The sequence below is a fragment of the Bradyrhizobium sp. USDA 10063 genome, assembly GCF_054063735.1.
In genome coordinates this window covers 265,415-280,136 of sequence record NZ_JBSSGP010000001.1, presented here as the reverse complement: position 1 = coordinate 280,136, position 14,722 = coordinate 265,415, and the positions used below count along the sequence as shown (strand labels likewise).

Sequence of the window (14,722 nt, the reverse complement as noted above, 5' to 3'; positions counted from 1 at the left end):
GAAAGAAGATTGTCCCGGGAGTCGACGCTGTACTCAGAGCGGAAGGCGACGCGGACGGGTGCGATAACGCGAGCACCTGGACGTCCCGGCGTGGTCGTAGACCCTGGCATGTATGGACGTTCCTTGCGCGGAAACCGGGAGATCTCGAGTCTGACCGGGGGACGGCCTGGCCGCCCTGGCCCGCACCGGGAAGGCGAGGAGCCGTAGCCGGTGATGCACGGACACGAGAAGTCAGACCCCGCCATACTAGCAACGATGCTGACGAACAAAGCCGGGCTACCGGCGGCGGAGTCGGTGGAGCGAAGGGCCGGGGCCAAGGGGAACGCGAACCAGCTCAGCACGCGCCGGGCGCAGGACCGGGAAAGCGTGTCACAGGCGCTGGAGCGTGTACGTCAAGCCGCAAGGCAAAGGAAGAAGGAACGGTTCACCGCGCTCTACCACCATCTCAGCCTGCCTATGCTCAGGACGGCGTTCTTCGCGCTTAAGCGGGAGGCGGCGCCTGGAGTGGATGGGGTGACGTGGCGGGACTACGAGGCCGATCTCGATCGCAAGATCGCAGACCTGCACGTACGGGTCCATCGGGGAGCGTACCGGGCACAACCAAGCCGCCGCCGGTATATTCCGAAGGCGGATGGCCGCCAGCGCCCGCTCGCAGTGGCTGCCCTGGAAGACAAGATCGTCCAACGCGCAACTGCTGCCGTGCTGAACGCGATCTTCGAGGAGGATTTCCTCGGATTTAGCTATGGTTTCCGGCCGGGGCGCGGCCAGCATAATGCGCTGGACGCCTTGGTTGTCGGGATCAACAGCACGAAGGTGAACTACATCCTGGACGCCGACATTCGGTCGTTCTTCGATCGTGTCAGTCAATCCTGGCTGGTTCGCTTCGTTGAACATCGGGTCGGCGACAAGCGCATCATCCGCCTGATCCAGAAATGGCTCAAGGCGGGCGTTCTTGAAGACGGGATCGTCACGACCACCAATGATAAGGGAACGGGCCAAGGCTCGGTGATCTCGCCGCTCCTTGCCAACGTTTACCTTCATTTTGTGTTCGATCTCTGGGCCGAGCGCTGGCGACGGCGCGACGCTACGGGCGATATGATCATCGTGCGCTTCGCCGACGACATCGTCGTCGGCTTCGAACATGAGGACGACGCCCGTCGCTTCTGGGATGCAATGCGAACGCGACTGCAGGAGTTCGCACTGTCGCTCCATCCGGAAAAGACCCGCCTGATCGAGTTTGGCCGCCGTGCTGCGGCCAACCGCGAACGGCGCGGGCTCGGCAAACCGGAAACCTTCAATTTCCTCGGGTTCAGCTTCATCTGCGGCACATCGCGCCGAGGCGGCTTCCTGCTCAAGCGGAAGTCGCGGCGCGACCGCATACAAGCGAAACTCAGCGAGATTAAGGATGAGATGCGACGACGGCGGCATCAGCCGATCCCCGACCAAGGGAAATGGCTGAGGCAAGTCGTCATCGGCTTCTTCGCCTACCATGCCGTGCCGACGAATGGGCGCGTACTGGAGGCTTTCCGCTACCACGTCATCGACCTATGGCGGCGCTCGCTGAGGCGACGCAGCCAGAAGGACCATCTGACCTGGGCGCGGATCACGAAGCTGTCGAACGATTGGCTCCCGAAAGCAAGGATCCTTCACCCTTGGCCAGAACAGCGCTTCGCCGTCAAACACCCGAGGTGGGAGCCGGATGCGGGAAAGCTGCATGTCCGGATCTGTCCGGGGGGCGCTCAGCAATGAGCGTCCCTACCGGGATCAGAGTGTCGCGGCCTTTGTCGACAGGAATCATATATTTGAGAAGACTCACTTTTCAGCGTGGGGAGGCTGAGATGGGTCTGACAAAATCGGGGGACGTAGCGTCGCGGTTTTCGGCATATATTGAGGGTCTTGCGAGCGTGATCGGGCATGCGGGACGGGCCAAACCGCTTCGCGATTACTGCACTGGGCTGATGATGCCGTGCGATCGGAAGAGTGTCGAGCCGATGGCGGCGATGACGGCTCCTGAGCGGACAGCAGCGCAACATCAGTCGTTGTTGCATTTTGTCGGTCAAGGCGATTGGTCGGACCCGCAGGTTTTGGCCAAGGTCCGCGAGATGGTGCTGCCGGAGATCGAACGCCACGGGCCGATCGAAGCTTGGATCATTGATGATACGGGCTTTCCCAAGAAGGGGCGGCATTCAGTCGGGGTTGCACGTCAATATTGCGGCCAGTTGGGCAAGCAAGACAATTGTCAGGTCGCCGTGACCCTTTCGCTTGCAAATCATCATGCGAGCTTGCCGGCGGCGTATCGTCTGTATCTGCCAAAGGAGTGGGTGACGGACCGTACACGTCGGCGCAAAGCCGGTGTGCCCAAGGAGATCACCTTCAAGACCAAGCCGGCAATTGCTCTCGATCATTTGCGCTGGGCCTGTGCGGCGGGCTTGCCACGCGGCGTGGTACTGATGGACGCCGGCTATGGCACCGACACCGCTCTGCGTGGGAATATCACCGCACTTGGCCTGAGCTATGTGGCCGGCATCCAGCCACAAACGTCGGTCTGGGCGCCTGGAACTGGGCCGCGGCCGCCGAAGAAATGGTCGGGGAATGGGCGACCTCCAAAGTTGCTGCGGCGTGATAGCAAGCACCGACCGATTTCGGCCAAGAAGCTCGCAATCGGCCTGCCATCGCATGCTTGGCACAAGATCACGTGGCGTGAGGGTACGACAGAACGGTTGTCCTCGCGCTTTGCCCGTGTGCGCGTCCGTCCAGCGCATCGAGATTACTGGCTCGCCGAAAGCCGGCCGGAGGAATGGCTGCTGATCGAGTGGCCAGAGGGCGAGGAAGCTCCGACCAAATATTGGCTTTCAACGCTTTCCTCCAACATTGGATTTCGTCAGTTCGTCGATATCGTCAAGCTGCGCTGGCGCATTGAGCGCGACTACCACGACCTCAAACAGGAGATTGGCCTTGGTCACTTCGAGGGGCGGGGGTGGCGCGGCTTTCACCATCACGCAACACTGTGCATCGCCGCTTACGGATTCCTGGTCTCGGAGCGAGAAACGATTTCCCCCTCAGAAGCAGCCTCCACCAAAATCTTCAAGAAAGCTGCTATTCCCGAAAATTATCGGCCGAGGGGATCCGCCATTGCGGCCTGAACGGCACGTTCCAAATTCGATTGCGACCGTCCGAAGAAGAATGAGTGCTGCTCTCGTCTCAACACTATCTCGATGCCCTTGTTGCATCAGGGCAATCTCAAGTCAAAGTAGCTATCGTACTCTATGATCCCGGTAGGGACGCTCATTGCTGAGCGCCCCCCGGACAGATCCGGACATGCAGCTTTCCCGCATCCGGCTCCCACCTCGGGTGTTTGACGGCGAAGCGCTGTTCTGGCCAAGGGTGAAGGATCCTTGCTTTCGGGAGCCAATCGTTCGACAGCTTCGTGATCCGCGCCCAGGTCAGATGGTCCTTCTGGCTGCGTCGCCTCAGCGAGCGCCGCCATAGGTCGATGACGTGGTAGCGGAAAGCCTCCAGTACGCGCCCATTCGTCGGCACGGCATGGTAGGCGAAGAAGCCGATGACGACTTGCCTCAGCCATTTCCCTTGGTCGGGGATCGGCTGATGCCGCCGTCGTCGCATCTCATCCTTAATCTCGCTGAGTTTCGCTTGTATGCGGTCGCGCCGCGACTTCCGCTTGAGCAGGAAGCCGCCTCGGCGCGATGTGCCGCAGATGAAGCTGAACCCGAGGAAATTGAAGGTTTCCGGTTTGCCGAGCCCGCGCCGTTCGCGGTTGGCCGCAGCACGGCGGCCAAACTCGATCAGGCGGGTCTTTTCCGGATGGAGCGACAGTGCGAACTCCTGCAGTCGCGTTCGCATTGCATCCCAGAAGCGACGGGCGTCGTCCTCATGTTCGAAGCCGACGACGATGTCGTCGGCGAAGCGCACGATGATCATATCGCCCGTAGCGTCGCGCCGTCGCCAGCGCTCGGCCCAGAGATCGAACACAAGGAGAGTAGGCCGAAGGAATTGCACCTTCGGCCTCTCGCAGAACGGTGCATGAGCCTCTCGACTCACACCGCTCCCATCAGACAAACGCGCCGATCCCTCCAAAACGCCAATGGGCGAACAAAGACGGGTTCTGCTCTGCAATTCTTTGCATGAGCATGCTGGCCCGCACTTTGTGTCCACGTAGCCGGCGGTATTTCCGCATGATCCAGGCGCGTATCGTGTAGTCTGCGTGCCTGTATATCGGCCACATCGCCGAGGGATAGAATTGCCCGTAGTAAGCGATCCAACCCCGGAGGATTGGATTGAGAATGCGAGCAAATTCTTCCAAGCTGAGATGGGACTGATTGCGGAGATTGAGCCGCCGCGTGTGTGCCCGCATAGCTTTAAGAGATTTTGTACTGACCGCAGGTGAGAAGCTTGTGAAGAGTACGCCCCTTGCACGCGTTCTGGCACCCCGCGCTCGGAACTCGTAACCTAAGAAGTCAAACTTCATGTTCGGGTACGAATCCCTTCGATTTGAGTCCTTGCAGTAAACAGTCTGCGTTTTATCTGGATGCATTTCCAGGCCACATGCTGCAAGTCGAGCTTGCAGTGCCGCCTTAACGGCGTCTGCTTCCGCTCCAGTCCTGCAATGCACGAGCCCGTCATCAGCATAACGGCACCAAGGAAGGTCTGGAAACATTCGCGTCATCCAGACATCGAACGCATAATGCATAAACAAATTACTCAAAACGGGGCTGACCACACCGCCTTGAGGCGTTCCTCGGGTTCGTTCAACCAGAGTACCGTCTTCTTGTTGAAGCGGCGCGATGAGCCAACGTTTGATGTAAAGCGTTACCCACTTACACGTCGTGTGTTTCTCGAGCGCCTTCAGTAGAAGCGCGTGGTCGATGTTGTCGAATAGACCTTTTATATCAAATTCCAAAACCCAATCGTATCGCCAGCAACGATCGCGGGTGACAGCGATTGCATCCAGCGCCGATTTCTTCGGACGATAGCCAAAGGAATCGGGCAGGAAGATAGATTCTAGAATCGGTTCAAGGTATTGCTTGACAACCGTCTGTGCCACGCGGTCGGCCACTGTAGGCACGCCGAGAATTCTTTCCCCGCCATTCTTCTTCGGAATGGCGACCGCTTTGACCGGCGGCGGAAAATAGCTTCCCGACGTCAGCCTGTTCCAGATTTTATACAGATTGCCCTTCAAGTCCTTTTCGAACTCAGTGATTGTCTCCTCATCCACGCCGGCAGCGCCCGCATTGGCTCGGACGGCCTTGTAGGCTTTCCACACTTGCTGTTTCGAGATATCAAACGGTTTCGCTGCACTCACGCGCCTCCTCCTCTTGCGAGTTGAACGCCAAATACAGCTGTCTGACCCGACCCCTTTGCTCCAGCCGCATTACCAGCCTTCATCGCTCGTACGAGTCGGTCCGTCCCAGTGCTCCGCATCGGGCGTTTCGCCTTGTGGTTTTGGCCACTTGTGCTTTTCCCTTGACATCGGAACGACTGGTTCCCGCAGTGCCGTACTGAAGCCTGAGTCAGAGTCACGCCCCCTATACACCGGCCGCCATCTGCCCAGTAATCAGGTTTCCGACAGATTTGTCCCGGGCTCTGCACTCGCGCCCGGTTTTGACGACGTTTGACTTTAACGACGCGTCTTCGAGGGTTTATTTGCATTCGTCTCTCTGACTCTTACCTGCTGGGGTTCTTCTCCCCACGCTTTACTCCCGCGCTCACGACCATGGCTCTTTACCTAGGCCGCCTGGAGTGGTTTGAAGCCTGCTCCTGAAAGCCGACTTCGGAGGGCCCGCCTCCATCTTCTGTACAGCTTCTTGTTTGATTGGATCAGTTCATTCTGAACTCCTCTCTTACGACTGCGGCACACAATGAAGGTAAACGTTGGCAAGGAGCGGCGAGATCACCGAGCCTTGGCCCGTTCCCTTATCATTGGTGGTCGTGACGATCCCGTCTTCAAGAACGCCCGCCTTGAGCCATTTCTGGATCAGGCGGATGATGCGCTTGTCGCCGACCCGATGTTCAACGAAGCGAACCAGCCAGGATTGACTGACACGATCGAAGAACGACCGAATGTCGGCGTCCAGGATGTAGTTCACCTTCGTGCTGTTGATCCCGACAACCAAGGCGTCCAGCGCATTATGCTGGCCGCGCCCCGGCCGGAAACCATAGCTAAATCCGAGGAAATCCTCCTCGAAGATCGCGTTCAGCACGGCAGCAGTTGCGCGTTGGACGATCTTGTCTTCCAGGGCAGCCACTGCGAGCGGGCGCTGGCGGCCATCCGCCTTCGGAATATACCGGCGGCGGCTTGGTTGTGCCCGGTACGCTCCCCGATGGACCCGTACGTGCAGGTCTGCGATCTTGCGATCGAGATCGGCCTCGTAGTCCCGCCACGTCACCCCATCCACTCCAGGCGCCGCCTCCCGCTTAAGCGCGAAGAACGCCGTCCTGAGCATAGGCAGGCTGAGATGGTGGTAGAGCGCGGTGAACCGTTCCTTCTTCCTTTGCCTTGCGGCTTGACGTACACGCTCCAGCGCCTGTGACACGCTTTCCCGGTCCTGCGCCCGGCGCGTGCTGAGCTGGTTCGCGTTCCCCTTGGCCCCGGCCCTTCGCTCCACCGACTCCGCCGCCGGTAGCCCGGCTTTGTTCGTCAGCATCGTTGCTAGTATGGCGGGGTCTGACTTCTCGTGTCCGTGCATCACCGGCTACGGCTCCTCGCCTTCCCGGTGCGGGCCAGGGCGGCCAGGCCGTCCCCCGGTCAGACTCGAGATCTCCCGGTTTCCGCGCAAGGAACGTCCATACATGCCAGGGTCTACGACCACGCCGGGACGTCCAGGTGCTCGCGTTATCGCACCCGTCCGCGTCGCCTTCCGCTCTGAGTACAGCGTCGACTCCCGGGACAATCTTCTTTCGCGGCTCAATGGCTGGCCTGCATGCTCCCCTACCGACGCTTCACCAGCGCCCTCACGGACGCTGCCGCACGGCTCGGGGCCGATGTGGGGCGCTACTCCTTCATCGTAATGGACTCTCACCATCTATTCCTTGCCGGCCTCCCGGCGCACACGCAGTAAGACTAGAAGGTTCGGTACAGCGTGGCAGTGATCGATTTCGCGTAAACGTTCAGCTCGTAGATGCCGAAACTGGGGCGCTTCTATGGGGCGATCGCTTCTACAAACCTGTCGCCGATCTATTCGATATGCAGGACGAGATCGTAGCGCAGCTTGCTAACGCCCGAAGTGCTCAACTCACTGAGGCGGAGGCGAACCGGGCGAAACGATCACCACATCCCAATTCAATGGACTTATTCTTCCAAGGTAAAGCTTTCTGGAACAAGGGATGGACGCCAGAAAATATGGCAGAAGCGCGCGGATTCTTTGAACGGGCGTTAGAACTCGACCCCGAAAATGTCGCTGCGATGGTCTCCCTCGCAGGTGCCAACACGGCGATGGCAGCGTCCTACCTGACCGACGACAGGGCCGCCCATCTGGGGGTGGCCCAGACGAGATTGGAAAAAGCGCTGTCCTTCGCGCCGAACTATGCCGCGGCCCACGTTGCGCTGGGTGGCGTGTTGGTTGCCACAAACCGCGTGGCTCAAGGCATAGCGGAGTGCGAGCGAGCGTTGGCCTTAGATCGTAACTTGGCAGAGGCGCACGCGATCATCGGAGACGCCAAAGTCTTTCTGGGTCGCGGGGCGGAGACTGAGGCCCATATGAACGAAGCCCTGCGGCTTTCTCCCCGCGATATGTTGGCCTTTCGCTGGCTGACGATGATCGCGTTCGCCAAGCTGCCGATCGACGCACCGGTTGAAGCAGTGAACTGGTTCCACCGCAGCATCGAAGCCAACCGAAATCATCCCATAGCGCATTTTGGGCTTGCCACGGTACTGGCGCTGCTCGGTTCCCTGGATGACGCAAGGGCCGCCGCGAAGGCCGGATTTTTGCTTGATCCAAGCTTTACGATCCGCCGCTTCCGTGACGGCGCATCGAGTGATAATCGAACCTACCTGGCTAAACGCGAATGCGTTTATCAGGGCATGCGAATAGCTGGGGTGGCGGAAGGGTGACGTCGGAGAGAGTCCACGAGCATCGCGCGACAATCTGGGGTCGCGCAGCTCTTTCCCAGATTGTCGCGCTATCGCCGCCACGGCCGGATATGCATGGCATGCGCCCAGAACTGGCAGATGCGGGTGCGATAACGTCCGGGATCGAGCACCGGCATCGGCGCCTGCCGGTAGGTATCGCACGGTCAAGCTGAACGCCCTGGTCGGCCAGGATCTGCAACCGGCGGTACGGCGGCAGATACCAGGCGACACGCGCGCCGGTACAATACAGCCACTGGCCTATGCGCGCGGCTTGGCGCGCGTTGCGCTTGCTGCGGGCCCGAGGATATTCACGCAGACTGAGGTTCTCACAGTCAGCGACATGGGGGGGCGCTGGAGGGTTGGCACGACAATGGGATCTGTATGTACTGAGTGGCTAATCGTCGCCACCGACGCCTACGGCAAAAGACCTTGGCTGCAGGTTCAGCGGGAGCAGATCCGTCTACCGTACTTCAATTTGGCAACGCGGCCCTTACCAGATCGTCTCAGGACGTCAATCTTTGCCCGAACGGCAAGGAGCATGGGACACCAGCGAGGTCCTTCCCTCATTTCGCTCCGATCGGTCCGGCCGTCTGGTGTTCGGCAGCGCTGGCGCTCTAAAGGGTATCGGCGCCTTGGTTCACCGAGCCTGGGCGATCAGGTCGCTACGTAGGCTGTTTCCGCAGCTCGGCGACCTCGAGTTCGAAACTGGCTGGTTCGGGATGATCGGAATGACTTCCGACCACCTGCCGCGCTTTCACAAGCTCGATCGTAACCTCGTCTCCTTCGGTGGTTACAACGGGCGCGGGATTGCACCTGGGACCGTCTTCGGCCGCGTGTTGGCGTCCTACGTCCTCGGCCGCCTTGCGGAGAAGAATCTACCACTTCCAGCCGCGCCGGTCGAATATCGGCGGTTTCGTGCAACCCGTTAGGCCCTCTACAGCGCAAGCTCTCAACTGGTTCACCTCACTGGAGCGTGGCTCTGATCCGCCTGGTGTCAGTCGTATATCCGATCCGGCAGGTTTCCCATCGGTTTGGCCATTCCCGGCACGTGGCGAGCGAATTGGCTTTGGTCGTGTGTCGTTCTTGAGAGAATGCTTGACATCCTCACTCGCGCGCGCCGTCACGCCTGTTGGTCGGCATCCATATAGCATCCCGACGTCCGCGGATTGGCAAACTCGCACATCCTGCAGAGCAGAAAGCCTTCCATTCCGTTCATGCGATCGACGATTTCGTGAAAGATTGGTCCTTCAAAAAGATACTCGTACTCGTCGCGCAAAAGATTGCCCAGGACATGACGCCGCTCAAAATCCATGCAGCACAGAGTAACGTCGCCGTTTGGAAGAAGGACATTGCGATATTGTTGTTTGCCAATACACGTCAAAGTTCCGACGACCGGCTGTCGTGGTTTGATGACATTCAGATCAATCCGTCCTCGCCTGCTACTCAGCGGCCGCAAGCGCTCTAGCGTTTTGGCGGGAATGATGTCGGCGAGGCCGGGATGGACTTTGCCCAGGACGACGAATCGAATTGAGGGAATGTTCGCTTCGACGAGTCGGCGCATGACATTGAGATAGGACTTTCCGACGAGTCGGCTGTTCATATAAGTGCCGTCATCAGGAACGTGGACGACGAAAGCCCTGAACTGGAGCATTCGCAAGCGCCGAACGTCACTCCCGTTCATTCCGACAAGGGTCGTGAAAATTCGGATGTCATGGCCGCGCGCGTAAGCGTGCTCAACCATCCTGGTGCACTGCGGATGCAGCCAAGGCTCCGAGTAGCCGGCAAAACTGATATCGGTCGCCGTCGGCACGCGTGCCAGACATCGCTCGAAATCTTGAAGACCCAGGTATTTCGCTTGAGACACAGGTCTTTGCCGATCGGCGAACTTGTCCTGGGGGCAATAAGAACACCGTACGATGCATCCTGCGGTCGTGGTTATCTCCAATACCTTGCGACCAGGAGCGGCGGCGCGTAAGTTTTGTAACACCATGGGATATGCCGTCATTCTGTCTGGTCCTTTCAGGTGCCGGAGCAAGAGCTGCTGGAGAAGGAGCGCAGCGTTCGGTGCGCAGCGGCTTGCTTTGCTCCTCATGGATTGCAAATACAGGACAGGCGCCGTTGGCGAAATGTCCTAGACCAAGCTCCTATCTCATCGCTAGCAATGCGCCGAGCTCGATCATGCGCTACCGAAGGTGGGATCGCGCGGGCGTGCCAACTCTTCTCTCTACTCTATGCGTGACTGCCGCGTAGCACCATTGGCTGTCACCGACATGCTCGTTCGAGTCGGGCACGCCAGATGCTGGGCTCGGTGTCCTCGCTAGAAAGGTCCGCGGAGATGGTTCCGGAGCCGTAGCGATGCGGAACCAACGTCGGACCCACCCAAACGGCACATCCTAAATGCCTTCCGATGGCAGCGCGGGTTCCGGGCCACTCTTTTATTTGTCGCGCAGGCGATAGCCCTCGCGAACGGCCTCGGGCGCCATGAATGCGATGGACAAGCGATCGAACATCGCGGCCCTTGGCGGATCGCCCGCGAAAGCTTCTTGTCCCGCCTAGATGGCAAGTTGCTGGTCAGGATGATGGACGAAGCAGACCTGTTGCCATGTTGAAGAACAAATAGGCCTTTCTCGGCGGAGCGGCCCTAACCGATTTCGTCCACGACGATCCACGTGGTTCGCGGTCAACGCACGATTATATGGCCACCAAGTAACTACTCCAAGTGCGGCCGTGAGGAGCCAAAGACGTCGCATCTTAAGGAAGTGGGAAGCTGCGCTCACATTGTGTCCTGTTTGGTGGCGCGAGCAGCGATGTAGCCGGCATTGGGCGACGCCTGTGCAGCCAGGATTGTTCTCATCGATCCACTGAGGCAGATCGAGTCAGAAAGTCAATGCGATCCTTACCTGCCGGAGCTGGTAGGGGGGACTGCCCGCGCTTTGGGATACTCTGTTGGGACGACGGCACGCTCGCAACCAAAACGCCACGGCAGCTCGAAACTATGGATCGCGACCTGTGGATCCCCAAGCTCTCGAGAGAGCAAAATCTGGGGAGACGATCATGAAAAGGCAATTGGCAGACTATAGAACCGACGGCGCGTGTAATATCCCGCTGAGCAATCTGGACGTAAGCGAAGCCAAGCGCTTTCAAGATGATAGCATATGGGGTTACTTCCAGCGGCTACGAAGGGAAGATCCCGTTCACTACTGCCAAGATAGCCCCTATGGTCCATATTGGTCCGTAACGAAATACCGCGATATCGTGGAGGTAGATACCAATCACAAAACATTCTCGTCGGAGCAGGGCGTCACTATTGTCGACGTGCCTGACAAGCACTGGACGCAGAGTTTCATCAAGATGGGTCCGCCGAAGCATCGCGAGCAGCGTGATACTGTAAGTCCGATAGTCGCGCCGGAAAACGTGACGAAGCTCGAGAGCTTGATCCGTCGTCGCGTCAGGACGATTCTGGACGGCTTGCCGCGCAACGATGACTTCAATTGGGTGGATAGGGTCTCCATCGAGTTGACGACACAGATGCTTGCCACGCTATTCGACTTTCCATTTGAGGATCGACGTCTCTTGACCTATTGGTCGGACGTAGCTGTTGCAATGCCGAGAACTGGCCAGCCCGTCGACAGCTGGGACAAGCGAAGTGCGATCTTGTCCGAGTGCTTGGCGTGTTTCGCGCGGCTTTGGAACGAGCGCATCAATGCCAAGCCGCGTCTCGACCTGATTTCCATGATGGCACACTCGCCTGCAACTCGACACATGGAGCCGAGTGAGTTTCTTGGCAATCTGATTCAGCTGATCGTGGGTGGGAATGACACCACGCGCAATTCGATTACCGGCGGCCTCCTATTCATGAACCAGCATCCGTCCGAACTGCGAAAGCTACGCGATAATCCCCAGCTGGTGTCGAGCGCAGTGTCCGAGATTATTCGATATCAAACGCCCATCGCACATATGCGCCGCAACGCCGCGGCCGATACCATCATCGGTGGGAAACAAATCAGGAAGGGCGACAAGGTCGTCATGTGGTACATCTCAGGAAACCACGACGATGAGGTCATCGAGAACGCCGACAGCTTCGTCATCGACCGCAAGAACGTGCGGCAGCATCTTTCGTTCGGATTCGGGATCCATCGCTGCGTTGGTCGACATCTTGCGGAGCTGCAGCTGAAAATACTCTGGGAGGAAATCTTAAAGGCGCGACTCGAAGTCAAGGTTGTCGGCGAACCCGAGCGAATTCCGTCGAACTTTGTGCACGGTTATTCCGCTCTTCCTGTGCGGATTGCAGTTTAAGCCGTGATGCTCCGGCTTGGCAGCCGCCCAGCGCCGCGGCTTGTCTTCCTCTTTAACCACTCTCGTCGCTGCACACTCCCTAAAGCGATTGATCGGCGTGAAGGAATATCCAGCTCGGGAACTAGGCTTAGCTACTTTCCGGCGCAAAATTCGGCGGCCTTGTGAAGCCGCGAGAATCGCTTGGTGTGATGAAACCTGCAAGGTCGGACGGACTGGCGTTGACTTGAGATGGCGACGCTGATTCATTCTTATGAATGATTCGCAATCGAGCCCTTCAAACGCGTGAGAAGCTGGTCGACCAGCTGCCGGTCACCGGCGAGCTGCTGCGCGGCTCGCTACTGGAGCGCACCATTCGTCACAAGAGCGGCTGCCCGAAGTGCGCACGAGGCGAAGGGCATCAGGTGTACGTGCTGACGGTGAGCTATGCGGGCGGACGCGTGCGCCAGTTCAGCGTGCGGCGCGAGCGCGTTGCCGAAGTGCGCCGCTGGTTGGACAATTACCAGAAGCTGAAGGACGAGATCGAGGCGATCTGCGAGCTCAATCACCAACTGTTGCGCCCTGATGCGGCGATGCCGCGCGGCAGGAGGAAGAAACGTGATTGAGATGCGCAGAGCGCAACTGAGCTTCGGCGACGGCTTGATCGCCGGGGAAGTAAGCGATCTTCGCGAAAGCTGGATGACCCATGCTGATCGGGTTCTCGCGGATGAGCAGATCGTAGGTGCGGTGTACGAGGCGCTCGCGAGACGACATCCCAGGAGCCGCAGTCGTGGTCGGCCGGGCGCACCGGCCGAAGTGGTGTTGCGGTTGTTGATCCTCAAGCACGTTCGCAACTGGAGCTATCATGTGCTGGAGCGCGAGGTGCGCGCCAACCTGGTTTACCGCGACTTCACCCGTGTGGGCGGCGACAAGACGCCGGACGCCAAGACGATGGGACGTTGGGGCCTGGCTGTGGATCCGGACACGATCAAGCAGATCCACGACCGGATCGTGCAAATTGCGCAGCAACAAGGGGTGACGCAGGGACGCAGAATGCGCGTGGATACGACGGTGGTGGAGACCAACATCCACCATCCGACCGATAGCACGTTGTTGGGAGACGGGGTGCGAGTGCTGATCCGCACCATGAAGAAGATCACCACGATCACGGGCGCAGTCGGAACGAAGCTGCGCGATCGGAGCCGAAGCGTAAAGCTGCGGCTGCTCGATATCTCGCGGATTGCGCGCGCCAAGGGGCAGCTCAATCACGAGAGGCTCAAGGAAGGCTACCGTAAGCTATTGAACTCGACGAGCCGAGTGGTGGGTCAGGCGAAGCGCTTCTCCAGCGAGATCGCTACCGGCGTGAAGCGGGCCAGGGGCATCTTGAAACGGCTGGCGCTGCAAGGCTTGCGGCAGGAGCTGGAGGCGATGATGCCGCTGGTGCGGCAGGTGATGCGGCAGACCCGGGAACGCATCTTCCGCGGCAATACGCGGGCAGAGGACAAGCTCTTCAGCGTGTTCGAGCCGTCGACGGAGATCATTCGCAAGGGTAAGGCCGGCAAGCCCAATGAGTTCGGCAAGATGGTCAAGCTGCAGGAAGCCGAAAACCAGATCGTGATCGACTACGAAGTCTACGACCGGCGGCCGAGCGATACGGACCTGTTGATCCCGGCCATCGAAATCCACCAAGCCAAGCTCGGTCGCACGCCGCGTCTGGTCGCGGCAGACGCCGGGTTCTACTCTGCCAGAAATGAAGCCGCGGCGAAGGCGAGCGGCGTCAAACGCGTCTGCATCCCAAATCGCTCCACCAAGAGCGTCGCCCGCAAGCGCGAGCAGAAGAAGCGGTGGTTCCGCAACGGTCAGAAATGGCGGACCGGATGCGAGGGACGCATCAGCGTGGCCAAACGGCGGCACGGGCTCGATCGCTGCCACTACAAAGGCAGCACCGGGATGAAGCGGTGGGTCGGGCTCGGCGTTGTCGCTGACAATCTCATGAGCATCGGCCGCGTGATGGAAGAACAGTCACTCCAAAGGTAGTCCTCTTCCCGCGCCAGTCTTGGCCTCTTCGCCCCGCCGCCCCCGCGGGGCTTCTCTATCTGCGCGGTTGACCCCGCCCTTCAGAACCACGAATTTTGCGCCGGAAAGTAGCTAGGCACGCCGGACCTCGCGTCCAGCGGTTCACTGAGCCGCCGGCAGCAGCCCAAGCGGGCAGAAAGTGCCCGCTGTCTTTGTGTGCTTTTCTGATGTGCGACCTCTTTGCTGATCAACTTCAGCCGCTTGCCCCCGGTCGGCCGAGAGGAAGCACCGCCCCGGCGCGGAGTGCAGATGGCCGCGCCGGGGCACACGACCTGGCCTCACGTACTG

The 14,722-nt window shown here is 59.4% G+C and carries 11 protein-coding genes and 1 pseudogene; 8 read left to right on the top strand and 4 right to left on the bottom strand.

The window, feature by feature from the left end:
- Window positions 1–255: 255 nt before the first annotated feature.
- Complete coding sequence (ltrA, locus tag ACVJGD_RS01310; RefSeq protein ID WP_456632680.1) at window positions 256–1,749, top strand: group II intron reverse transcriptase/maturase; 1,494 nt, start codon at window positions 256–258, stop codon at window positions 1,747–1,749.
- Window positions 1,750–1,838: 89 nt separating this feature from the next.
- Complete coding sequence (locus ACVJGD_RS01305) at window positions 1,839–3,143, top strand: IS701 family transposase (RefSeq protein ID WP_456632679.1); 1,305 nt, start codon at window positions 1,839–1,841, stop codon at window positions 3,141–3,143.
- A 142-nt stretch (window positions 3,144–3,285) separates the two neighbouring features.
- Here the strand turns inward: ACVJGD_RS01305 and ACVJGD_RS01300 are convergent, their stop codons facing one another.
- The 3 genes from ACVJGD_RS01300 to ACVJGD_RS01290 form a co-directional block, all read right to left on the bottom strand.
- Window positions 3,286–4,017: a reverse transcriptase domain-containing protein gene (locus ACVJGD_RS01300; RefSeq protein ID WP_456632678.1), complete on the bottom strand. Its 732-nt coding sequence runs from the start codon at window positions 4,015–4,017 to the stop codon at window positions 3,286–3,288.
- Between the two features lie 52 nt (window positions 4,018–4,069).
- Window positions 4,070–5,320: a group II intron reverse transcriptase/maturase gene (gene ltrA, locus ACVJGD_RS01295; protein WP_456632677.1), complete on the bottom strand. Its 1,251-nt coding sequence runs from the start codon at window positions 5,318–5,320 to the stop codon at window positions 4,070–4,072.
- Window positions 5,321–5,858: 538 nt separating this feature from the next.
- Window positions 5,859–6,704: a reverse transcriptase domain-containing protein gene (locus tag ACVJGD_RS01290; RefSeq protein ID WP_456632776.1), complete on the bottom strand. Its 846-nt coding sequence runs from the start codon at window positions 6,702–6,704 to the stop codon at window positions 5,859–5,861.
- A 497-nt stretch (window positions 6,705–7,201) separates the two neighbouring features.
- Here ACVJGD_RS01290 and ACVJGD_RS01285 point away from each other — a divergent pair, with 497 nt between their 5' ends.
- From ACVJGD_RS01285 to ACVJGD_RS01275, 3 genes and pseudogenes are all read left to right on the top strand, one after another.
- Complete coding sequence (locus tag ACVJGD_RS01285; RefSeq protein WP_456632676.1) at window positions 7,202–8,068, top strand: tetratricopeptide repeat protein; 867 nt, start codon at window positions 7,202–7,204, stop codon at window positions 8,066–8,068.
- 289 nt (window positions 8,069–8,357) lie between these two features.
- Window positions 8,358–8,528 (top strand): annotated as a pseudogene (locus ACVJGD_RS01280) (FAD-dependent oxidoreductase); the annotation flags it as partial.
- Between the two features lie 76 nt (window positions 8,529–8,604).
- Window positions 8,605–9,015: an NAD(P)/FAD-dependent oxidoreductase gene (locus ACVJGD_RS01275; protein WP_456632675.1), complete on the top strand. Its 411-nt coding sequence runs from the start codon at window positions 8,605–8,607 to the stop codon at window positions 9,013–9,015.
- A gap of 191 nt (window positions 9,016–9,206) precedes the next feature.
- Here the strand turns inward: ACVJGD_RS01275 and ACVJGD_RS01270 are convergent, their stop codons facing one another.
- Window positions 9,207–10,091: an SPASM domain-containing protein gene (locus tag ACVJGD_RS01270; RefSeq protein ID WP_456632674.1), complete on the bottom strand. Its 885-nt coding sequence runs from the start codon at window positions 10,089–10,091 to the stop codon at window positions 9,207–9,209.
- A 1,049-nt stretch (window positions 10,092–11,140) separates the two neighbouring features.
- Here ACVJGD_RS01270 and ACVJGD_RS01265 point away from each other — a divergent pair.
- The 3 genes from ACVJGD_RS01265 to ACVJGD_RS01255 all read left to right on the top strand — a co-directional run bounded on the left by ACVJGD_RS01265 (window position 11,141) and on the right by ACVJGD_RS01255 (window position 14,395).
- A complete protein-coding gene (locus tag ACVJGD_RS01265; RefSeq protein ID WP_456632673.1) occupies window positions 11,141–12,382 on the top strand; it encodes a cytochrome P450 in 1,242 nt (413 codons plus the stop codon).
- A 254-nt stretch (window positions 12,383–12,636) separates the two neighbouring features.
- The gene (locus ACVJGD_RS01260) at window positions 12,637–12,984 is read left to right on the top strand and encodes a DUF6788 family protein (RefSeq protein ID WP_456632528.1); all 348 of its coding nucleotides are present in this window, start codon (window positions 12,637–12,639) and stop codon (window positions 12,982–12,984) included.
- Between the two features lies 1 nt (window position 12,985).
- Complete coding sequence (locus ACVJGD_RS01255) at window positions 12,986–14,395, top strand: ISNCY family transposase (protein WP_456632766.1); 1,410 nt, start codon at window positions 12,986–12,988, stop codon at window positions 14,393–14,395.
- Window positions 14,396–14,722 lie beyond the last annotated feature (327 nt).